Source organism: Mycobacterium sp. (assembly GCF_032159765.1).
Taxonomy (GTDB): Bacteria; Actinomycetota; Actinomycetes; order Mycobacteriales; family Mycobacteriaceae; genus Mycobacterium.
Map to the genome: position 1 here is coordinate 1 of NZ_JAVHWM010000120.1, position 21,973 is coordinate 21,973.

General features: G+C 64.0%; 16 protein-coding genes and 1 tRNA gene. 5 read left to right on the forward strand and 12 right to left on the reverse strand.

Translation table 11 applies throughout. The features are described 5' to 3' along the window. On the reverse strand, positions 1 to 3,606 hold a 3,606-nt coding region (locus tag QOH60_RS13425), incomplete at its 3' end, for a hypothetical protein (RefSeq protein ID WP_526421039.1). Positions 3,607 to 3,755: 149 nt separating this feature from the next. On the opposite strand from QOH60_RS13425, the gene QOH60_RS13430 reads away from it, so the two are divergent. Together QOH60_RS13430 and QOH60_RS13435 are read left to right on the forward strand one after the other, a co-directional pair. Then, positions 3,756 to 6,602 carry a hypothetical protein gene (locus QOH60_RS13430; protein WP_526421041.1) on the forward strand — a complete coding sequence of 949 codons (2,847 nt, stop codon included), beginning with the start codon at positions 3,756 to 3,758 and terminating at the stop codon, positions 6,600 to 6,602. Positions 6,603 to 6,661: 59 nt separating this feature from the next. After that, positions 6,662 to 7,981, forward strand: coding sequence for a phospholipase D-like domain-containing protein (locus QOH60_RS13435; protein ID WP_526421043.1), 1,320 nt, complete (start codon positions 6,662 to 6,664; stop codon positions 7,979 to 7,981). A gap of 71 nt (positions 7,982 to 8,052) precedes the next feature. On the opposite strand, the gene QOH60_RS13440 is transcribed toward QOH60_RS13435, so the two are convergent. Continuing rightward, a complete protein-coding gene (locus tag QOH60_RS13440) occupies positions 8,053 to 9,480 on the reverse strand; it encodes a serine hydrolase domain-containing protein (RefSeq protein ID WP_526421046.1) in 1,428 nt (475 codons plus the stop codon). 532 nt (positions 9,481 to 10,012) lie between these two features. Between QOH60_RS13440 and QOH60_RS13445 the strand changes: the two genes are divergently transcribed. Next, complete coding sequence (locus QOH60_RS13445) at positions 10,013 to 10,795, forward strand: hypothetical protein (protein ID WP_526421048.1); 783 nt, start codon at positions 10,013 to 10,015, stop codon at positions 10,793 to 10,795. A gap of 4 nt (positions 10,796 to 10,799) precedes the next feature. On the opposite strand, the gene QOH60_RS13450 is transcribed toward QOH60_RS13445, so the two are convergent. The 5 genes from QOH60_RS13450 to QOH60_RS13470 all read right to left on the reverse strand — a co-directional run bounded on the left by QOH60_RS13450 (position 10,800) and on the right by QOH60_RS13470 (position 16,270). Beyond that, positions 10,800 to 11,597, reverse strand: a complete 798-nt coding sequence (locus QOH60_RS13450) for a hypothetical protein (RefSeq protein ID WP_526421050.1) — start codon at positions 11,595 to 11,597, stop codon at positions 10,800 to 10,802. A gap of 39 nt (positions 11,598 to 11,636) precedes the next feature. After that, on the reverse strand, positions 11,637 to 13,901 hold the full coding sequence (locus tag QOH60_RS13455) for a hypothetical protein (protein ID WP_526421052.1): 2,265 nt from the start codon (positions 13,899 to 13,901) through the stop codon (positions 11,637 to 11,639). A 273-nt stretch (positions 13,902 to 14,174) separates the two neighbouring features. Further along, positions 14,175 to 14,248, reverse strand: a tRNA-Leu gene (locus QOH60_RS13460). Positions 14,249 to 14,304: 56 nt separating this feature from the next. Further along, complete coding sequence (locus tag QOH60_RS13465; RefSeq protein ID WP_526421054.1) at positions 14,305 to 15,144, reverse strand: hypothetical protein; 840 nt, start codon at positions 15,142 to 15,144, stop codon at positions 14,305 to 14,307. Positions 15,145 to 15,181: 37 nt separating this feature from the next. After that, positions 15,182 to 16,270 (reverse strand): zinc ribbon domain-containing protein, encoded by a 1,089-nt coding sequence (locus QOH60_RS13470; protein WP_526421056.1) that lies wholly within the window; start codon positions 16,268 to 16,270, stop codon positions 15,182 to 15,184. A 231-nt stretch (positions 16,271 to 16,501) separates the two neighbouring features. On the opposite strand from QOH60_RS13470, the gene QOH60_RS13475 reads away from it, so the two are divergent. Beyond that, positions 16,502 to 17,209, forward strand: coding sequence for an HAD family acid phosphatase (locus tag QOH60_RS13475; RefSeq protein ID WP_526421058.1), 708 nt, complete (start codon positions 16,502 to 16,504; stop codon positions 17,207 to 17,209). 146 nt (positions 17,210 to 17,355) lie between these two features. Here QOH60_RS13475 and QOH60_RS13480 read toward each other — a convergent pair whose 3' ends face one another. The 5 genes from QOH60_RS13480 to QOH60_RS13500 form a co-directional block, all read right to left on the reverse strand. Beyond that, positions 17,356 to 18,291, reverse strand: a complete 936-nt coding sequence (locus QOH60_RS13480) for a Ppx/GppA phosphatase family protein (protein ID WP_526421068.1) — start codon at positions 18,289 to 18,291, stop codon at positions 17,356 to 17,358. Between the two features lie 5 nt (positions 18,292 to 18,296). Beyond that, on the reverse strand, positions 18,297 to 18,788 hold the full coding sequence (locus QOH60_RS13485) for a DUF501 domain-containing protein (RefSeq protein WP_526421060.1): 492 nt from the start codon (positions 18,786 to 18,788) through the stop codon (positions 18,297 to 18,299). Continuing rightward, positions 18,781 to 19,425 (reverse strand): FtsB family cell division protein, encoded by a 645-nt coding sequence (locus tag QOH60_RS13490; RefSeq protein WP_526421062.1) that lies wholly within the window; start codon positions 19,423 to 19,425, stop codon positions 18,781 to 18,783. Before QOH60_RS13490 ends, QOH60_RS13485 begins: the two co-directional genes overlap by 8 nt. Before the next feature lie 3 nt (positions 19,426 to 19,428). Continuing rightward, on the reverse strand, positions 19,429 to 20,718 hold the full coding sequence (gene eno, locus QOH60_RS13495; RefSeq protein ID WP_526421064.1) for a phosphopyruvate hydratase: 1,290 nt from the start codon (positions 20,716 to 20,718) through the stop codon (positions 19,429 to 19,431). Positions 20,719 to 20,784: 66 nt separating this feature from the next. Then, a complete protein-coding gene (locus tag QOH60_RS13500) occupies positions 20,785 to 21,459 on the reverse strand; it encodes a lytic transglycosylase domain-containing protein (protein WP_526421070.1) in 675 nt (224 codons plus the stop codon). Positions 21,460 to 21,679: 220 nt separating this feature from the next. Between QOH60_RS13500 and QOH60_RS13505 the strand changes: the two genes are divergently transcribed. Then, positions 21,680 to 21,973, forward strand: a 294-nt coding sequence (locus tag QOH60_RS13505; RefSeq protein ID WP_526421066.1) for an FTR1 family protein, incomplete at its 3' end; no start/stop codon positions are given.

A 21,973-nucleotide genomic window follows, 5' to 3' on the forward strand; every position in this document is an offset into this window, starting at 1 on the left:
GTTCTTGTACCATGCGTGGAAGTAGGTGATGTTGGGGAACGAATTCCATTCGTATTGGCCAGGTCCCGCTGACGGGTTGGGCGAGCGAACGGTGAACGTGCCTGTCTTGCGGTCGTAGAACACATACACCGAGTCGGTGCCGTGCTGTGTGGTGACGTCGATGGCGCTCCAGTGCACGCCGTCGCCGCTGTCGACCTTGTTGGCGTCGCCCTTGATCAGGTCTAGGTCGCGCTGGCGTCCGCTGGGCTGCAGGCTCTCCGCCTCGGTCACTCCTGACTTGTCCGGCGGATGGCTGTGGCGCCCTAGGACCATCGTCTCTTTCGGATCCCAGCCTAACGCCTTGGCCGCCGCGATCGGATCGACCGCGTCGGACGACCCCTGCACCACGGCCCACTTCTTCTCCGCGTGGTTGTACATCAACGCGACCTCGCGCGAAGGGTCGTCGGTGCGCCACTTCTTGTATTCGCGCCAGGCCTCAACCTCATTGTCTCCCAATATTTTCGACTGCCCGACGGCCCGTTTGGTGGCCGGTGTGGGGGCAGGCCCGACCTTCGTTGTCGAGCCCGGCTCGGGCAGCGCCATCGGGGTTTCCTCGATGATGTCCTCGTCGTCGATGCGAATTGTTTCCTCGTCCGGTGAGCCCGCGCGCGGCGAGCCGGCGGTGGGGTCGTCGGGATCTGGTGTGCTGCTTGGTGTTCCCGCCTTGGCGGCGCCTTTGATCAACGGGATCATGTGCAGCTTGACGCCGGCGACGACGAACGCGATGGCCATTCCCTCGGTCGCATCCTTGCCCAGCGCCACATTGGTGGCGGCCGTGCTGCCCGCCGTCTCCGCGGCCTGACCGGCGATTCTAGTGGCTGCGGCGGCAAACGCTTTCAGTTCGGGGGAGATGACGTATCCGAGTTCGCCTGCCGCGCTTGCCAGCCGGCGTCCCACAATCTTCGCGGCCCCCTCACCGACGAGCTTGCTTGGCGCGCCGAAGCCCATGCCGACGACGGCGCCGACGATATCGCCGGTGAGCATTTCGCTGTTGTACTGATCGCCAAGGATCGCCACTTTGGTGGCGATGTTGACGGCCAGCGACATTACCGCGTGCGCCACGACGCCACCGACACCCGGAACCGCAAACGTGAGCGCGATGTCGACGGCGATCGCCACCGCGTTGGCGATCGAAGCGCGCAACGCGTCGGTGGCGGCGACGTACGCGGTTTTGTCCACCGACATCGCGGCCCGCGCGTCGCGCGCCTTGAGCAGCGCGGCAATCTTTGCGTCTTGCGTTGTGGCGTTGCGGAACTCGTTCATCGCATCGAGAAGCTGGTCTGCGCTGTCGTCGAGGATCTGACGGACTTCGCGCACGCCGCCGACGGTGGTGTCGCCGAGCCTGCCGGCCATGCCGCCCTCGGCGATCGCGCGGTCGTACGTGTCGCGCGTCCACTTGAACGTCCAGCTGAGTTCGGATTCGCCGCCGGGCTCCGGCGCGTTGATCAGTTCGGCGACTGCGGCTTCCTCGTCGGTGCGCCTTTCGTGCCCTCCCGTCGGGACCTTGCCGGGTCCGCGATATGCGCCCCGCATGGTGGGCGCTCCGGCGACCTGCTCGGCAAGCGGGCGTCCGGAGGGGCTTTGGCTCTGAAGCGCGTCGTACTGTGCGACCACGGCGCGCCGCGCCGGAACCGGCAGCGCCCGAAGTATCGACGCGGCCGCGATGAGGTCCGGCTTGTCCGCATTCATCGCGTAGACGAGTTCGTCGACCGGCTTGGGCTTACCGCCCTCCGCGATGAGCTGGTCGATAAGGGTCTTGTCCCGCTGGTGCATCGCTCCGTCGACGAGTGCCTTGAAATGCGCGTGGCCGGGCCCCTTCGCGTCGGCTTGTTGGTCGAAACGAGCGATTGTCGAATTGATGTAGCGCTCTGCGCGCGTGTCGATCTCGGCCGTGGCCTTCTCTTGGATCAGCTCGAGTGCCGACATCACCTGCTCGGCGGGAACGTTCGCCGCCTTCAGCGTCTCCGTTTCCGCCTTCGCTTCATGGCGAACCTCTGCCTCGGCCTTGGCGCGAAGCCCGCGAAGAACATCGGAGACCTCCTTCGGGTTGAGGATGCCGCCTTCGCCCGCCCGTGTCAGCCGCGCCACAGCCTCGTCCACCGGCTCGCCGGCGACCATCGCCTTGACGACCGCCAGATCTGCGGGCGGAAGCATTCCCGCCATTGCGGTTTCCAGATTGAGCGGAGGCAGGTTGTCGCCTGAGACGTTGATCGCCATCAGCGTCTGCAGTCGGACAGCCATCGCGGCCCGGCCGCCTCCGGTCTCAGCGGCCGCCTCCGACCCGATAGTGGCGAGCAGCCGCTCCATCTGCGTGCGAAGCTTGGTACGCACCTTGGCGAGATCACCGAGGACGAACGGCGCCTTCACGCCTGACAACGCCGTCAGCTTTTCCGCGGCACGCAACCTGTCGGACCCCACCGCCTTATCGAGCGCGTTGATTGAGCGAGACATCCCCAGAAGCGCGAGCGCGTCGGCGCGGTCCCAGATGCCGTAGCGCAGCGCCAGCGCCCGATCGCCGTCCTGGTAGCCGATGCCGAGGAGTTTGCGGTCGTTGAGCGCCACCAGCTCGGTCTCCAGCTCGGTGTTAAAAAGCTTCTTGTACATCTCCGAGATGAAGTCGTTGGATGCCGCGCTCTTGCGCAAGACCTGCATGATCCGTTGGGTGCTCGGCTCGTCCTTAGCCTCCAGCAACAGCTTCAGCTCGGCCGCGTCGGCGGCGGCCCGGTTGCGGCGGACAACCAACGCCGCCTCGGACAGTGTGCCAGGCGGAGCGTCCTTGTCCGGCAACGATTTCAGCTTCTGTGTCTTGGCGTCATCCGGCCTCCTAACCCAGTAGGACTTGCCCGAGGCGTCGGTCTCCCTTTGGTCGCCCGGAAGTTGCGTCGACATCTCGGTGACCGGCACCTCACCCGCCGCCGCGGCAGCAGACGTCGCGCCCGTCGGCTCCAACGCGGTGCCGGCGAGCAGCGCGCGCAACCGGGCGCGTTCGGTCTGGGTCAGGGTCGTTCGCACGACGAAGTGCCGCACCGTCGGTTCCTCATCCTCGTCATCTCTGTGGAAGCCCAGCTTGGGCTTGATGTTGGGCTTCGGCTTCACGTACTCGGTGTATTCCCTCGTACTAAAGAGATCCTCGACGAGGTCGTGTTTGGTCTCTTTGAGATACTCCGCTTTGATGGCAGCGATCTGGCTCGGCGCCAGGTTTGTCAGCACCCTCTCGACGATCTTGAATTCCACCTTGCGGGTGTGGTCTTTTTCGTTTTCCTCCGTCTGATCGATCGCCCGCCGTAGTTCATGCACGGAGTCGATGACGTTGACGTGCTCGGCGGCGTGCTCGGTCAGGTCGCTCGTGTTGTCACGCTGAATCGAAAGAAGTTGCGCGACCGCCTTGTTGCCCATGGCTTGCTGAAGCGCGATGACGTGGCCGGCCGACATCGCGGCGGGATTGTGGACGCCGATCGCGGGCGCAAGTGCGGCGTACTCGTCTGCTTCCGACTGCCGATCGTCGTGAGCGTCGCGACGGACCCGAGGCCGGCCGCGTGCTCGCCCCGCCAGTCGCCCTGGCGCCATCGCATGACTCTACGAGCCCCCGCCGAGGGATCAGCGGGGCGTCAGGACACCCGAAAGGGAAGAGAAACTTGCCCTTTCGGGCAGATGACATGGCACTCCATCATCGAAAAGGCCACTCAGCTCAGTCACAGCTAACTACCATCTTCGTCATGAAAAGGATCACGGACTTCTCCTCGTACGCGAACATCCTTCCTTACGCCAGCGAGATCTTCGGTGTGTACCAGCCGATGCTGGGATGGCGCGCCAAGCGCATGGCTAGCCGATGGGACAGGGGCTTTGCCGTCGACAAGGCAGTTGCCTTCGGGTCGCTGTACAAGAAGTTCAAGAGCCAGTTCGAGCTCACGCTCGATGAACGAAAGCCCCTGGCTCACATCGCCAATCTCAAGCCGGCGCAGCTACACGCATCCGAGAAACGTTTCGGGGGCAGCTTTGTGATGGAGAGCATCGCAAAATCGTTGCCCTCCCTGGCCGACTACGAGCCGTCCGTGTGGGACCGCGCCATTGTCCCGGCCGAAATCCAGAAGACCCTGGACAAGGTGGTGATTCCGAGAACGCAGCAGTGGCACACGGCGGCACTGAGCCGTGACGCGAGGGGCACCGAGTCCGGTCGGCGGCCCGAGGCGGTCACCCACATGGTGGCAGACCAGTTGAACCGCGAATCAGCAGTCGCCGGCTTCATCATGTACCTCAAGGCGAACCAGCACTTCGACGAACTCAAGAACCTGTTCTACCGCCCGGACAAGAGCCTTGCCCGGCTGTTGGCGCTGCTCAAGTTCCGCGACCCGCTCGATTACATGGACCCTTTTCGCGACTTGGATCGAGTAAGCCTGTCCCCCTTGGGGATCGTTCACCTGTTCCGTCAGTACTTCTTCGAATTCGACACGTTCCTGGGACCGCCCGTGGGCCATGTGTGGATGAGCCCCGGCTCGACGGTGGAACTCGTCGAGATCAGCACTCGCAAAACGCTCGAGGAGCGAACGACGGAGAGCTCGACCGAGACCGTCGTCAAGTCCGAGAAGTCGACCACCGAGCAGGACGAGCTCTCCGACGCCGTCAAAACCGACAACAAGTCAGACACCAAGTTCGGAGTCGACACGACCGCGAACCAGAGCTGGATCGGGGGCAGCGCGAGCGCGTCGGCCAAAATCGACATCGGCAAGACGCAGTCAACGGCGCGCGAAGTCACCCACAAGCGCATGCGGGAGCAGACCGAGAAGCTGTCCACGGAGATCCGCAAGAACTACAAGACGACGTTTCGCACGGTGACCGAGACCACCGACACGTCAAGCCGCCGTTACGTTCTCGCCAACCAGACCGACAAGCTCATCAACTACGAACTGCGCCGCAAGATGCGTCAGGTCGGCGTCCAGGTCCAGGACATCGGCACGTACCTGTGCTGGCAGACCTACGTCGACGATCCCGGCCGCCAGCTCGGCATCGCCAAACTCGTGCATCTGGCCAAGGATCCGGAGCTGAGCAGCATTCCACCGCCAGAGGCCATACCGATGCCGACGCCGTTCGTGACCGAGCATCCGATCGACATCCCGTTTGTGCCGATGACCGAGGACACGATCCCCGAAGACGACATGGACGAGGCGTACAAGGACGGCAGGGAGGTCAACCTCGACACGAACGAGGGCGACCCCGAGCGCATCAAGGCTGACTTCGACGGCTTCATCGCCGTGTGCGACCAGCCGGGCTACGAGTTCGGCCCGGACGGCAAGGTGGACAAGGGCATCATCGACTTCGACTACGGCGGCAACGACATCGACATCTCGGTTCGTCAGCTGGTCGAGGACTCGCCCGGCAACATCTCCTTCGGCATCCACCTCGAGCACGTGAACTTCCGCAGCGTCTCGCCGCTGCGGGTGACCGCCAAGGTCACCTGGCAGCCGACACAGGCCACGCTCGACGACGTCAACGCGAAGAACACGGCGGCGACCGACAAGTTCAACGAGGCGACCCGCCTTGAATTCGAGAAGGCGTTCGTCGAAGCGGCCCGCGACCGGATCAACAAGGCCAGCAACATCGAGCCCCGCCCGTTCGAAGACCTTCGCGAAGAGGAACGAATTATCGTCTACCGCAACCTGATTCAGGAGATGCTGACCAAGGACCTGCCGATGCCCGACGACCGCACCCGGCACGTCGTCTCTGAGCTGCTCAACACGATCTTCGATGTCGACAAGATGCTGTATTTCGTGGCGCCGGAATGGTGGCGTCCTCGCCTGCACCACAGCCACCAGTCGCTGGGCGGCCTGCGGACGCCGTCCGACGTCTCCGCATCGCCGGCATTGCACGCCGCGGCGTCGGGCTCGATCTTCGGCGAGCTGAAGTCCGAGGCAGTCAAGAACGTGATCAGCAGTGCGGCCACGGTGAGCCAGAACGCCCAGATCGCGTCCATGGACACCGTGACGTGGGGAGGCGCCGATAACCGCGTCGACGACTACTACATCACCGAGGAGTCCCATCCCGCCAAGCTGGGCGCGTCGCTGGGCTGGCTGCTTCAGCTCGACGGCGACAACCTGCGCAACGCATTCCTCAACGCGCCGTGGGTGAAAGCGGTGATACCCGTTCGCCCGGGGAAGGAACGCGCGGCGATGAACTGGCTGCAGCGCCTTCATGTCGAGGGCACCGACGGCCTGGATGATCAGTATGTGGCGCCGGCCGACGAGCTCGCCCAGATTCCCCATGCCGGTCAATCGGCCACGGTGCGTGACGCGATCAACCATTTGTGTGACGTTGTGGCCAAGAAGCACAACGACTCTGTGAAGGTGGGCCGTTATCCGACCGAAGAGATCGACGACGACAACCGGGTCTCGGCCACACCGATCGACAAGGTCTACGAGCACGGGTTCTATCCCCTCGACGGCGGCTTTCGCGCGACGCAGGGAACCGAGGACTTCGAGGTGTTCGACCAGTGGGTGGAGGTGCTTCCGACCGACCAGGTGGTGCCGGTCGAGGTTGCCTACGACCCCAAGACGGGACGGCAGGTTTGACCGATTGGTTCCTGCCCGCCGGAGGTCCCGGCTCGTCCGACGAATGGTGCTTTCAGACGATGACGACCGCGGACATCAAGGTCTATACCGACTACCAGGCGTACTACGACCGCCTCGCCGGGCTGATGTCGCAAGCCAAGGACAACGACGAAGTGTTCCTGGCCGGTTGGGCTTTCAGCGTGTTCATGGTGATGACTCAGAAGTTCGGCCAGATTCAACAGCCGATCACCTTCATGCAGGGAGCGCTCGGGCGACAGGCGCGTGTTCGCCTGATGTTGACACGCTCACATTCGTGGAGCGACAACGCTCAAGAGGTGGCCGACGCGAAGAAGGAGAAGGTCCCCGAAGCGGTGATCGACGACCAGCTGCATCCCGACACGTCGCAGCACCAGAAGGCCGCGTTCATCAAGCTCGAGAAGACCACGCACCTGTTCGTCGGGGGTATGGACGTCACACTGGGCAGGCGAAAGGACCCGGGCTGGTTCGACGTGCACGCCGAAATCATCGGTGCGGGAGCACATTTGGGGCGCAAAACGCTGGAGGAGCGTTGGGAATCGATAAATCCGCCGCTAGGCGGGCTCAGTTCGACGCAGAAGTCAATACCGCAAGGGACGGGAGACGCCCATAAAGTGCAGTTTGTCCGCACCTACCCGCCCTTCCCCGCGGACACGACGAACTGGAAACGCACCTACGCCAAGGACGGCGAGCACACCTATTACTGCCTGCTGTCCCGGGCCATCGCCGGCGCGACCAAGTCCATCTATATCGAGGAGCAGTTCTTCCAGACGATGGGGCCTGCCCCGAACAGAGCCAACCCTGCCGGTGGATCGTCGCCGAGATTGCGCTCGGATGTGCCCGACGTTCCTGACACGTTGGAACATCTGCTGCAAGATGCCATCAGCCGCGGTGTGAAATTGGTGGTCGTCACCAACAAAAGGTCGGTCGGGCCGCCTAACCCTTCTCTGCGCGACACGCTTGTCCAGATGCTGAAAGGTGGGACCAACCCTGCGGTTCTGCTGCAGGTGCCTAACGACAAGAAGTTCGTGCACTCCAAGACATGGATCTTCGACGACCACACCGACGACGCGTTCGTCGTCATCGGCTCGGCCAACTTCTGGCAGCCGTCGCTCACCAGCGTCGGCCTTTTCGCCGAGGGCGAGTTCGGCGTTGGGTTCACGAGCAAGGTGGACGGAACCTCGCTCGGCTTCCCCAAGGTCTCATTCGCGCGAGCGCTACGCATCAACCTGTGGGAGCGGCTTCGTCAGGACCGGGACTCGACCTACACATGGCCCCGCGACGCGTCGGCGTCGCTCGAGGACGAAATCACCGAACTGCGAAAGCCGATCGGCGACTCTGACCCGTTCGAGGTAATCGAGTAACAAGGCGACGTGCCAACGGGATCAGTCCTTCTCCTCATCGCACTACGGAGAGTCTATGGTGTTTTCGTGAATCACTGGCGGCTGAACAACCGCCCGCTGTTGCGCAGCCACGCGATCGCGCCGTCTGGATTGCGGACGAAGTCCGAGCGGGTGCCGCTGGGCTTTCCGTCCTGACCGATGTCGAGCGCGAAATCCGGCCGGTAGAAAGCGAACCCGACTCGGTTGTTCTCCAGGGGCTCGGCGTCGGACGAAGGGTCGCAGGTGGTGATGGTGCCGTCGAGTCGGCCGTCATCGGTGTGCAATTCGATCGTGCTCTCCAGCGTCTTTCCGTCCGGAGCGATGACCGAGGTCATATAACGCCCTTCGAATTCGGACAGGTCTGACGCGCTAAGGTTCGCAGGCGTCGCGGGCGGATTGCTGACGCCTGCGAATCGGCGCAGCGACCAGTCGTCGGCGAACAGCTCGGCCAGAAGATGCGCCCCGCCGTCGGAGTTGGTGAGCACGGTCATCGCGAAGCCGCGGTCGGGCACCATGAAAAAACCGGATTGTTGTCCCTGCCATGTGCCGCCGTGCTGCGCGACCGTCGGACCTTCGGCCGACGGACGAAGCATCCACGTGATTCCGATGCCCGTGAGTTCAATCTGCAGTGTGCCGCCGGGACCCGGGTTGGATCGCATCGCCACCAGCGCGTCGCGGCTCAATAATCGGGTTCCGTCGGTCGCGGTTCCGTCGCCGAGATGAAACCCCGCGTACCGCAATTGATCACGCGCGCTAGACATCAACGCGCCAGTGGGATTGCAGCTGCGCGGAAATTCCCACGCCGCGTTGTCGACGACGGGCTTGCCGTCGGTCACCTTGTGAGCGGCGGCGATGTTGAAGCCGATGATCTCGTCGGAGAAGAACCGCGTGTGCCCCAACTCGAGCGGGTCGATCACCAGCTCTCGCACCGCGTCTTCGTAGGTTGACCCGGTGACGACCTCGATGATGCGCCCGGCGACGACCAAAGCGGCGTTGTTGTACGCGAATACAGACCCGGGCGCGGTGAGTTGCGGCAGCAGCGCCATCGACGCGACGTACTCAGCGAGCGCATCGTCGCCACGCCCGAAGTCCTGCAGGTTGTCGCCCAGCCAACCTGGGGTGTGGTTGAGCACGTGCCGGACCGTCACCTCGGCGCTCGCTTTCGGGTCGGAGACGGCGAAGTCAGGCAGGTAGCGCTGCACCGGCGCGTCCAACTCGAGCCGCCCTTGGTCGACGAGTCGCATCGCCGCTGTGCCCGTGAATGTCTTTGTCGTGGAGCCGATTCGAAAGACAGTGTCGCCGTCGACGGGGACAGGATGGTCGACGTTTGTGACGCCGTAGCCCTTGATGTATTCCTGCCCATCGGCCACGACAGCGACCGCCACACCCGGTATTGCGTGGGAGTTCATCCCGTCCTGGATCTTGGCGTCGAGTTCGTCAAAATCTGCGGCCATGGCGATGACGTTACTTGCCAGCGTCATGACCACAGCCGCGATTCGCTCATCGCGTTGACCCGTTGTACGAGCGTCGGACGAGTTTGGGGAGACAGCGCACGACGGGACTCAGCATCCTGTCACCTAATTCACAGGAAAGGGGCTGGGAATTGAAGTTCATTCCTGCTCAAGCAATTCGAGGCATCATCGTGGCAGTCGTCGCCATCGCCCTGTATGGAAGCTCATGCGCACAAGAGCACGAGCAAGAAGAGATGAGGACCAGCATCAAGAAAGGCCTCGAAGAACACTGCAAAGACCACCCCGATCCCCGTGACCCCCTCTGCGCCAAACCCAAGGGCTGATCACCGGCAGCATGAGGTCCTCCGCGTCGTTGCTTCCAATCGGATTCGAACCGACACTAGTCGCGCGAGGTGACGGGGCGTGACACGTGCCGAGATCTGCAGGAGGGTCGTGGTTCCGGCGAATCCAACAGCCCAGGAGCAGAAATCGATGCAAGTCCTCGGGCTGCCCGGTTCGAGGCGATAAGCTGCTCAACCATGGCCATGAAGGTGGACGTCCCATGACGTCCCCGGTTGCGCAGATCGTGTATGACAACACGACCGAAGCTCTTGGCGTGCAACCCGGAGTTGCCCCCGGTCTTGCCCAGGAGATCGGGAACCAGATCACTCTTGCCGGCACGGCACGGATCGTCACCGGGTTTCTCTTCGGGTACAGCGTCGCCGGCCCGGGCCCAGGCATCAAGGCCACTGTGAGATTCCGGGCGAACGATGGGGTTAAGGGCGCTCCCGGAACTGTGTTCTACAAAAGCGAACCCCTTGCGATCGACCCCGGGGAGTCTCAGAAGACGCTGTCGGGATTACGGATTGGAGTTCCCGACACCTTTACGTGGACGGTCTCGTACACCGCGCCGGGCTCGTCGATATTCGTGGTCGCGTACGGCCCTCCGGCCGTCGGGGCGTGCAAACACCTGTGGCTGCGTACAGATACCGGGTGGTCGACACACCATTACGAGACACCCACTCACCACAGAGTTTCCAGCATGCAAGCTCGGGTGACCGCCGCGGTGCCGCTCCCCCGTGCGCACTGGTCGGAAGAGCTCGAGGCACAGATCTTGACCGGCGTCATCAATGACGCGGGCGGGCTTGTCCGGTTGGGCGGTCACATCGGTCGGGTGCCTCCACGCGGTCCAGTCGAGGCGATACTCGCCGCACTACCGCCCAAACTCGCGCAGAAGTTGGCGCCAGCGCTGAAGGCGGCGCCGCACGGCGATCAGCCTGAGGCTGCCCTACGTGAACGGCTGTCGCAGGTAATTGCCCAGTACCAGAACGAATCTCGAGGCTGACCGGCTACGACGTTGCCGACGCGCCCAATAGCTGCGCATACATCTTCGTCAGGTCCGGAGCGGCGGCTGAATACTTTTGGTCGTCGGGGGCTTCGGTGACGACGAACGCAAAGAATCCCGGCCGGGTCTTGAGCTTGCTGTTCGTGCCGCTGTTGAACAGGAGGGCAAGTTCACCGACCTTCGGATTGCTTCCCTGCTGTGTAGTCAGCGTGCCCGTCCACGTCGTCGCCGCAGACTGATCGAAGTTGACTTGAAGCTCGGGTTTCAGGTCCACCTGCTGCGCTGTCGACGTCTGATCGATGCGTAGGCCGCTGCCGTACGCGTTCTGAAGATCCTTAACCTTGACGGCGAGCACATCCGCCGCAGTTATTGGCTTCGATGGGTTCGTTGGCGTAGCGATGCCGGTCCACACCGCGAAAGAAGCGGAGTTGGACAGGTTTACGACTTGCGCAAAACCCCTTTCGTAACCGAGGATCTTCCAGCCGCCGGGAATGTCGAACGTGATCCCGTCTCCAACATCGACGCTGCCGCCCGCGGCCAGCAACGTCTCACTCGCCAGAGGCGTTTGGGTGGACATCAACTCGACGCGGAGCCCCCCGAAGTTCACGGGGGCCACCGAGACGGGTATCCCGGCGTCCTGCATCAAAAGGTGCTGCGGCTCAGGCGTTTTGGGCTTGCCTGACACTCCGACCGCGGCAGCCATCCCGGCAGCTGCCAACGCGATTGCCGCCACTATCGCGACGACAACGGTGGGGCCCCAACGGTTGAGTCCTGGTGGAGCAGATTCGGGAGCAGACGACATCGTTGATTCCTTGCGTCGGTGGCCCATCGATGACGGCCGCTACATCGCCTTACCAGCTGCGAAGAACATGCCGAAGATTTTGCCTTCGATCTCATCAAGATCGACATTGGTCATCTTCGTCTTGTACCCCTGTTTGACGTACTGCTTAAGCTCCGTATCGGTCATCGCTCGGATCTCGGCGTACACCTGTGGCAATTTGACCTCTGAAGGCAGCATTTTGAGGAACGATTGTTGCGCCTTGAACGCCTGAAGCTCCTTTTCGAACGTCTTCATCGTGTCCAGCATGTTCTTGGCGTCCTGTCCAAAGTGGACTGTCTCATGGACGAGGACGGAGGCGGCAACTTCCTTGCTGACGTTGCCACGAATGAAAATGAGCTTGAGATTCTCCTCGTAGAAGCCGCCCAGGCTTGCCTCTTTCGTGGGATTGAACGCCTCTTCGACCAGCGCGCTGACCCACTCCTTGACAGGCTTGCCCTTCAGATCACGACCAGTGAGCGCCTTCGTCAGCACATCTTCGGCCGCTGCCCTGGATGCCGGGAACGGGATCACGTGACCACCCTCCATCGCTTTCGTCGCGACGCTCGTCATGGTCTCGGCAAGGAGTATGTCGCCCTTCGTAGTTGGATTGAGGCTCTCGAATCCGGCTTTGATCGCCTTGAGCGCCTCCTCGATGTTGCCGCCCTCCGGGAAAATCTCGGCGATTACCTGCCCCTGCTTGCCCGGTGAGATCTTCGCCTCGTGCAGTGCGGTGATGACGCTGGGCAGCTTCTCGACCGACTTCGCGGCCCGAGCCACAGCGATCGCCTCCTTGAGCGTCGTGAACGCCGCCTTCGCCGCGCCGAGGTCGAGGATCGCGGCCGCGATATCGATGGCCAGAGGCAGCAGCGACGGCTCGTCGGTCGAGATCTGGAACGCCCGGTCAAGCGATGTGTCAGCCGCCGCGCTCTGCAACAGGAAGTCCTGAGTCTCCTGATAAGCCGTATAGGCGCTCAGCGCCGCGCCGCTCGCGGCGGCGGTGAACGCCACGCCGGCCAGCAGGCTGGTGCCGCCCGTCGGGATCGCCGCGAGCAGCCCGAGCCCGAGCGCCACGGCGGCGTACATCTTCTTCGAGTCTTCGTCTTTGGCCTTGACGTCGCCGACTTTGTCGCTGACCATCTTCTGCTGGCCCGCGTCGGACTGCATCTGCTTGTGCATCATCGAGATGATGGTCGGCTGCTTCCAGATCGAAAAGCGTCCCCCGAGCTCGTCGTGCACCGTCTGGATATTCTCCAGTTTCTTCGCGAACTGCTCGCCGAGGTTTTGCGCTGACCACTCGGTCGATTCCTTGGAGAACTCCCGCAGACGCTCGATAGTCTCTTCGCCGCCCGCCACGAGCGGCGCGAGCAAGGGGTACTTGGACGTCTCGTCCTTCGCCTTTTTGGCGAACGCCTCCTGGGCCTCCTGCCACGAGAGCCTGGCAGCCTCATGCTCCGGAGGGATCGCGGGGCCCTTACCGCCAGGCGTGTTTACCCCGAGCGGATTGTTCGGATCGACGTTCGACGGCAAGGCCGCGGCGGTCTGCTGGAATCGCTTCTGCGCCTCTTTGAAGACGCCGGCCCGGTAGTCAGCCGTCGAGCGGAGCTCTGCAAGCACACCAGCTGACTTTTTTGCCTCGTTGAGATACCCCTTGTTGGACGCGGAGTAGGTCGTGGTGGTGCCGGTGTCCAGATCCTTCTCGGTCTTCGAGGTCATCCCAAGCTTCTGCTGCTCTTTTTCGATCTGCTGCTTGGCGTTGATCAGCAATTCATCGGTGAGGTTCCCGGCCTGTGTCTCGAACTTCTCCATGAAGATGCGATTCTCTTCGTCAAACTCCTTGACGGCGGCATCCATGGAGGATTGACAGCGCGCGATGTAATCGTCGTCCGCGACGACCTGCCATGACGCCTTCTGGACGGCGTCGGCCTTGACCATCGAGTTGCCCCACGACGACGTGATGCTCGCGCCCTTCTGCGGCAGCAGCTTCTTCAGGATGGCCTTGCTCTTGTCCTGCTCGGGATAGATCGTCTCACCCTGGTAGGTAATGCCGTTGTTCCGCACCTTCGCGGGCGGTGGCTGGACACTTTGATTCGGCTCTGGCGGCGGCTTCACCGACTGGTTCGGCGGGGCACGTTGCACCGCAGGGGCACTGGGCTCACTGCCGCGTGGCGGCTGAATGGATTTGGGGAGGTGGGGGCGGTCGAGGAGGCGGCTGACGGCTTGGTTGCCGGCCATGGATTGGAGGCGGACGAGGGCTCGGGGGCGGAAGCGGGGCTCGACCGGCGCCACGGCTCCGTCGGGGCGAGGGAGCTGGGCGGCCAGCTCGGCCTGGCCCTCAGCGTGTCCTTCGCTGTGCCCGGGTGCGCCACGGCGGGCTCGGGACGCGTCGTCGTCGTGCGAAGCGTCGGGTGACTGGCGCTCGCTTGCCGGCACCTCGTCATCGTCCGCCCCCACGCGGCACCCCGACAGCCCACAACGGACGACCTTTGGTGCGCACCCGACTGCCCGAAGAGGCAGCTGATCCATTCGCCCCCGAAAACGCCTCTACCATGATTTTTACCGTGCCCCCAGTGGGACTCGAACCCACACTGGGCGGATTTTAAGTCCGCTGCCTCTGCCGATTGGGCTATGGGGGCCGCCGCCAAACACGTTCGACTGTATGCGCCTGGCGAGCGGACCCCTGCTCGCATGCCTACGACGTCGGCGGCACCCCGACGAGCTGCGCAAACATCTTCTGCACGTCGGGACCCGCAGTTGCGTACTTTTCCTGGTCCGCGGCGTCCAAGGTGGCAAACACAAAGAACCCCTCAGGAGTTGTCACCTTCTTGTTACTGCCGCTGTTGAACAGCACATCCATTTCGCCGAACTTCGGGGTCGTTCCGCTCTGCGTCGCCACTGAGCCGGCCCAGTTCATATAAGCGAGTTGATCGAAGTTCACTTGCTGCTGCGGGTTCAGCTGGCCGCCTTGTATTTTCGTCATCTTCTCGATGACTACGCTGCCATCTTTCGTAATCATCTGGATCTCGGCGGTCAGCACATCCGCGGCATTTATCGGCGACGAGGTATCCTTTCCTTTGGCTGTGCCTGTGGACACCGCGAAAGAAGCCCCGTAGGAGTCATTGACGAGCAGTGCGAAGCCCTTGCTGCTCTTGGCGACCTTCCAACCGTCCACTGCGTCGAACTTGATGCCATCTCCGAGGTCGACGCTGTCGCCCGCGGCCATCACCGTCCCGTTGGCCAACGGCACCTGCGTTGACATCAACTCAACACCCATCCCTCCGGACCGTCCGGCCTGCATGGGCGCCGCGGCGACGGGCTTAGTCATATTGGGCATCAACGGGTGCGGCGGTTCGGGCACATTGGTCTTGTTCGCCAACACCACGCCTGCAGTGATTCCGGCAGCCACTATCGCGATCGCTGCGATGATCGCCACGACAACCATTGGGCCCCAACGGTTGTCGGTGTCGTGCCTTTCTGAATAGGTCACCGCCGAGGGGCCGGAATCGGCGGATGGTTCGGATGCAGTTGTCATTGTGATACCTCGCTTAGGGTGGCTTGTCTCTGATGAATCACTCGTGGCTTACCGTCTTGCCAGCCGCGGGCAACCCCAACGCGGCCGTCGCCGTCCCGCAGGACTGGCAGAAAGCCGCACCTCCGCCTACCGTCGCCGAGCAGTGCGGGCAGACCCGGTCCCCCGCGGGCGCACGCAAGAGCGCACCGCCGGAAACCGCTTCCTGCGCCTCGGCCATCAACGCCCTTTGCAACTCGACCCTGGTCAATACCAGTCCCGCCGCGGCCACGACGATGCCCAGCACTGTCGTCAGCACGACACCTCGCGCTCCATACGGGGAAAGCATCGTGGTCCCCAACTTGTAGATCACCACCAGCGCCAGGCCCTCGGCTACACCGACAATGGTGCTGGTGCCGGTCCGGCGTAACGCCATCACCGAAACTGCCGCGGCGGCAGCGAAAATGACCGGCTGGACAACCCCGTTGTTGATCGCGACGAACGCGACCGAAGTCGGATCGCCTGCTGTGACGCCGGTGAACGCTCCCCACTGCGACAGCACCGTGAAGCCCAGTGACGCCGCGGCACCGCTGAGAGTGGAAATCACCACCGTGTCAACGGCATTGCGCATCGTCGGGCGGGCCGTCACGATGATCGGCGCCACCACCACCGCCACATAGATCAGCACCGGCACGAGAATGCCGAGTTCCAGGAGCGTCGTTGTCGTCGGGAACTGACGAACTATCGAAGATGCCTCGGGCATTGAATAGAAGTAGTTCTGCACCTCGCCGACACACGCGCCCAGCACCACCGAAAGAAGTAGCCCCAACCCGATCGTGGTGATCGGATCTCCGCGCCAGACGCCGTGGTCATAGATATACGTCAGCACCGCCGCGGGCAACGCCACCGCCGCGAGCACCAGCGCAACCGCGAACCAGCCGAACGCCGACGCCACCAACGACGCCAACAACACCACGCCGATCATTTCTCGATACACGTACATCCGCGCGCCCGACAGGTGCGGCATCACCGTGCTGATGACAATAGATGCGCGTACGGGCTCGTCGGGCATCGCGACGAAGTAGTCCGCGCGATCGATCCCGCCGTGCAGCGGTGTTCCACACCGGTGGCAGAAGCGAGCGGCCTCCACATGCGACGCAGAGCAATTCGGGCAATCCACCATGACCTCCGGTCTTTCGACAGCCGGTTTCGTCCGACCTTCCGCACCGACACAGGTTTGCGACGCCAGCGTACACAGCCGATCGGTTCGCAAGGCGAAATTCTGTTTACTCGTTCACTCACTCGTCACTCGCACAGAGTTTCCGCCGGTCACGAACTCAAAGCATGGTCAGAGCTCATCTGCGGGTCTAGGGTTCGCTGCATGCTTGCTCGAGTTCGCGCAGTGGTTGCAGGCGTGCTCGTCGCGCTCGTCGGACCGGGGGGCTTCGCGGTGGCCGACCCCGTCGGTGACACCACCGGCGAGCCGGCCAACGTCGGCGACGCCAAGATCGCGGCGCGCGCCTATCACGACAGCGGTCAGTACCAACACGACCTCGCCGAGGTGGCGGCTCAAGCTATCGTCTGGATCGGGAACACGGTTCCCACCACGCCGCGCGCGGCGGTCGTGTTCGACATCGACGAAACGGCGCTGTCCAACTGGGAAGTGATCAAGGCCAACGACTTCGGGCGTTTCATCGTCGGACCATGCAACCTGCCTGACGCGTGCGCGTGGCGGGCGTGGGACCTCACAGCGCAGTCGGTGGTCATCCAACCGACGCTGGACACCTACAACATGGCGAAAAGCCTCGGCGTGGCCGCCTTCTTCATCACCGGTCGCGACGAGCCTCAGCGCGCGGCCACCGAGAGGAATCTGCACGCCGCGGGATACACGGGATACACCCGCCTGATCATGACGCCGCCCGGGGCGCACTATGCGTCCGCTGCCGACTTCAAGGCGCCGCAGCGCGCCGGGATCGAAGCCGAGGGGTACACGATCGTCGCGAACATCGGCGACCAACCCTCGGATCTCGACGGTGGCCACGCCGAGCAGACGTTTCTGCTGCCCGACCCCTTTTACCGCATCCCGTAAGCCCTTGAGCTTGTGCGCGAATGGGCGTCCAATAAAACCATGAGCGCTCCAGAAGAAAAGCCCTGCACCTGTCGGTGCCAGAAGTGTCAATCCGGTCAGCACTGCGGCAATTACGGCGCCGGCTGCCAGCGGTTCTACGGCAAGCGTTAGCCGACCGAGAGCGCGATGCCGTCCAGGATGTCGTGCTCGCTGACGACCAGCTGGTCGATGCCCGCGCGCTGCCGTAGCGCATAAACCAGCTCCTCCACCACGATCGCCCCGCCGGCGATGACGTCGACGCGGCCTTCATGCATCGGGCCCAGCGCTGCGCGCTGCGCGCGTGCCATCCCGATCAGGCCGTCGCAGACCTCGAGAAGTTCCGGAAAACCGATGCGCGACAAGTGGATCGCTGCCGGGTCGTACGTCGTCATGTTCTGCGCCAGCGCCGACAGAGTGGTCATAGTGCCCGCCACTCCGATCCACGTGCGCGCGCGGTCAACTGGGACCACCCGCAGCGCCTCACGCAGTCGCTCGCGGACGACCTCGCGGGCGGCAGCCACCTCCGTAGCGGTGGGCGGGTCGGAGTGCAGACAGCGTTCGGTCAGTCGCACGCACCCGATGTCCGCTGAGAAGCTCGCGTCGACGTCGGCAGTGCCCAGCACGAGTTCGGTCGAGCCGCCGCCGAGGTCGACGACCAGGAAAGGCGCTTCGGCGCAATCTAATTCGGCTACGGTCCCGCGGAATGACAACGCCGCCTCTTCCTCGCCGGTGATCACCTCGGCGACCGCACCGGGTGCGACCTCGGCCAGCACCTCCGACGTCATCGCGAAGAACTCGTCGCGGTTGGCCACGTCACGGGCGGCCGACGTCGCAACCATTCGCACCCTGGTCACCTCCAAGCGAGCGAGCAGGGCGGCGTAGTCGAGCAGCGCGGCACGCGTGCGCGCGATCGCATCCGCGGCGAATTCGCCTGTGGCATCGACACCTTGGCCGAGCCGAACGATCCGCATCTCGCGATGCACCTCATGCAGGCGCCCGTCGGCGACGTCGGCGACCAGCAACCGGATCGAGTTCGTCCCGCAGTCGATCGCGCCGACCCGCACGGTCGTCACCTCCACGCCTCGCTTACCAGGATTCCGGCCATCGCCGGGTCGTCGGCGAGCAGCGCCAATGCCTCGTCCCCCAATGGATTAACGCCGCGCCCTTTGGCCAGCGAATGCGCGATCAGTACATGCAGGCACTTCACTCGGTCGGGCATGCCGCCACCGGTGACACGAGTATCCAGCGGCTCGACGGCGTCACGATCGGCGAGATAACTTTCGTGGGCGCGCCGGTAGGCCGCGGCCAATTCTGCATCCTCGGCCAGTCGTGCCGTCATCTCCTTCATCAATCCCGAGGATTCCAGCCGGCTGGCTGCCGCCGTCAACGTGGGGTGGGTCAAGTAGTACAGCGTGGGGAACGGCGTACCGTCGGCCAGCCGCGGCGCCGTCTTGACCACACCCGGCTCGCCGTTAGGGCAGCGGTAGGCGATCGCCAGCACGCCGCGAGGCTCTCTGCCCAATTGCGTTGCGACGGCGTCGAGGTCGGCTCGGTCAACCACCGGGAGACGGCGGTGCCGGTGGTGGCGGCGGCACCGGTACGGGCACCGACGGGGGCGACGGAATGTTGTGCGGAGAGTCGGCAATCGTATGCCACAGCGAGGTGTACCACGGATCGCTCGACGCCGTGCTCGGTGACGACGCGCCCGGTTGCCCGGCCGGCCCGCCCGCCCCCGGCGGGAGCTGCACCTGGTACGGAGTCTCGCCGGGCATCACGAAGCCCAGCCGTTCGCGCGCCTGCGACTCGATGTACGCAGGATCGGACAGCTTGATCTTCATTTCCTCCAATTGCTTGATCTGCGACCGCTTTTCGGCTTCTTCGGCCGCCAGTTGTGTCATCTCCGTGCGTTGCGCGAAGTAGGTCCGCACGGGCCCGGCGATCGTCAGGGTCAGAACGCACACGACCGCCGCAAGGATCGCCGCTCGGCGTGCCGTCAGGCCGAGCCGCTGCTCGGACTGCCGCGCGACCGCAGCCTTGATCGATTCGGTGATCGACTCGGTCGCCGGTTCGCTTTCCCGCGCCTCGGCTACACGCTCACGTCGCGGTGCGGATCGCGGCCGACCCCTGCCCGCGTCGCTCCTTCCGGGCCTGGTGCCCGGGGAACGCCGTCTGGGGTCCGGCCGCTTCGCGTCAGGCACCGGTCAGTCGGTCTCCAGTGAGAGGCGCGGGAACGCCAAGTCGCCGGCATAGCGCGCGGCGTCGCCGAGAGTCTCTTCGATCCGCAGCAGTTGATTGTATTTCGCCACGCGCTCGCTGCGGGCCGGTGCGCCGGTCTTGATCTGACCGCTGCCCACGGCAACCGCGAGATCGGCAATCGTCGTGTCCTCGGTCTCGCCGCTACGATGGCTCATCATCGTGCGGTAGCCGCTGCTGTGCGCCAGCGCCACCGCATCCAGCGTCTCAGTGAGAGTGCCGATCTGGTTGACCTTGACCAGAAGCGCGTTGCCCGCGCCCTTGACGATGCCCTCCTCGAGGCGTTCGGGATTGGTGACGAACAGGTCGTCGCCGACAATCTGAACCCGGTCGCCGATCGCTTTCGTCAGCGCAATCCAACCGTCCCAATCATCTTCTGACAGAGGATCTTCGATCGATACCAGCGGATACTCATCGAGTAGTCCTGCGTAGAACTCCGTCATCTGCGCGGAGTCGTGAGTTTGCTTCTCGAAGCTGTAACCGCCGTCGGTGCTGAAGAATTCGGTGGCGGCGACGTCGAGAGCGAGTGCAACATCTTCGCCTGGCTTGTAGCCGGCGGCTTCGATCGCCGAGAGGATCAGATCCAGCGCCGCTTTGGTACCCGCGACGTCAGGGGCGAACCCGCCCTCGTCGCCGAGACCGGTTGCCAAACCCTGTTTCTTCAGAACCGATTTCAGCGCGTGGTACACCTCAGCGCCCCACCGCAAGGCTTCCCTGAAGCTCGGCGCGCCGATCGGGGCGATCATGAACTCCTGGACGTCGACGCCGGTGTCGGCGTGCGCGCCACCGTTGAGGATGTTGAGCATCGGCACCGGCAGGATGTGCGCATTGGGGCCGCCTATGTACCGGAACAGCGGCAGCGCAGCGGAATCTGCGGCCGCCTTGGCGACCGCCAGCGAGACACCCAGGATCGCGTTGGCGCCCAGCCGCGACTTGTCGGCTGTGCCATCCAGGTCGAGCAAAGCCTGATCCACCAGCCGCTGCTCGTCGGCCGACATTCCGATCACCGCGGGGGCGATCTCGTCGAGCACCGCGTTCACCGCCTTGTCCACCCCCTTGCCGCCGTACCGGGCGCCCCCGTCACGCAGCTCGACGGCCTCGTGCTCACCGGTGGATGCGCCCGACGGAACGGCGGCGCGAGCGAACGTCCCGTCGGACAGGGCCAGCTCGACCTCCACCGTCGGGTTGCCGCGGGAGTCAAGGATCTCTCGGGCACCGACCTGCTCGATGATGGGCACAGCGTCTCCTTGTTCGTGTCGGCATCCTTGTCGCAATAACCCTATGGGGTGCCAACGCTCAGTGCGTCACAGTGGGTGACCGTTGGCATAGGCCGTCGCCCAGTCGCGCACCGCACGGGCGTACTGGTCGGAGAGGTTGTATGCGCGCAGCGCCTTCATCCACCCCTCCGGCTCGGACAAGTCGCCGCCCCGCCAGCACAGATAGCCCGCTGCCGACAGCGCAGCGTCATCGATGTTGTCGGGGTTGATGACGCCGTCGTTGTTGGCGTCGACCCCGTACAGTCGCCACGTTTCCGGGATGAACTGCATCGGGCCCATGGCCCGCGCATAGGCCGAGTCGCCGCCCACCTCCGTCGCGTCGGCGTCGACGATCTTGAGGTTCCCGTTGGAGCCGTCCAGGCGGACGCCGCGAATCGGTGGCGTCACGTCGCCGTTGGGAGCGATCGTCGCGCCCCGGTAGGTGCCGTGGTGGCTTTCGACCATGCCGATCCCGGCGAGCGTCGTCCACGCCAGATGACACCCCGGGTTCTCCACTTCCGCGACCCTGGCCGCATACGCGTAGGCCTCCAGTGAGGTGACCGGGATGGCGAGAGCCGGCGCACGCGCCGCGGCCCATTCATGCAGCTGGTCGGCCGCTCTGCCCGCTGCGTGAGTGTCCACCTCGGGAACGGGATCTCCGGCCGGAGGCGGCACGCCCTCCGGGATCGGCGTGCCCAGGTGCCAGGAGCAGCTGGAAGCCATCAGCACCCCGGTTGCCGCAACGACCGCGACTGCCCGCAGGCAACGAACCCCCAGCACCGTTCTCCTCAAACAACTCTGTGTCGCTGCCATCGTCCCATGCGTGGAGAGGTCCTCGGCCCGAGCGTGGCGGGCTTCGACGGACGTGTACCACTGGGCTGGTCAGATTGCTAAGGTGAGCCACACATAACTTTGGCTAGCCAAAGCTGACAAGGACGGGCGAATGATTCTCGGTGCCGACGCGACGGTGAGCGTGCTCGCCGCCGACACGCCCGATCTGTCCGCTCAGCTGCTCGGTAGCGGGCTGATCGGTCTGCGCGAAGGCCTGGAAACCTCGATCGTGGTGATGATCCTCATCGCTTTCCTGGTGAAATCCGAACGGCGCGACGCGATCAAATGGGTCTGGCTCGGCGTCGCGGCCGCGCTCGCGATGACGCTCGGCGTGTTCTTCGTGATCGAGTACAGCGCCTACACCGTCAGTGACCTCGGCGCCGAGGCCATCGCCGGGATCGCCTCC

Coding starts and splice junctions, on each gene's coding strand:
- QOH60_RS13430 (WP_526421041.1), top strand. CDS start 3,756: ATGAAAAGGATCACGGACTTCTCCTCGTACGCGAACATCCTTCCTTAC.
- QOH60_RS13435 (WP_526421043.1), top strand. CDS start 6,662: ATGACGACCGCGGACATCAAGGTCTATACCGACTACCAGGCGTACTAC.
- QOH60_RS13440 (WP_526421046.1), bottom strand. CDS start 9,480: ATGACGCTGGCAAGTAACGTCATCGCCATGGCCGCAGATTTTGACGAA.
- QOH60_RS13445 (WP_526421048.1), top strand. CDS start 10,013: ATGACGTCCCCGGTTGCGCAGATCGTGTATGACAACACGACCGAAGCT.
- QOH60_RS13450 (WP_526421050.1), bottom strand. CDS start 11,597: ATGTCGTCTGCTCCCGAATCTGCTCCACCAGGACTCAACCGTTGGGGC.
- QOH60_RS13465 (WP_526421054.1), bottom strand. CDS start 15,144: ATGACAACTGCATCCGAACCATCCGCCGATTCCGGCCCCTCGGCGGTG.
- QOH60_RS13475 (WP_526421058.1), top strand. CDS start 16,502: ATGCTTGCTCGAGTTCGCGCAGTGGTTGCAGGCGTGCTCGTCGCGCTC.
- QOH60_RS13500 (WP_526421070.1), bottom strand. CDS start 21,459: ATGGCTTCCAGCTGCTCCTGGCACCTGGGCACGCCGATCCCGGAGGGC.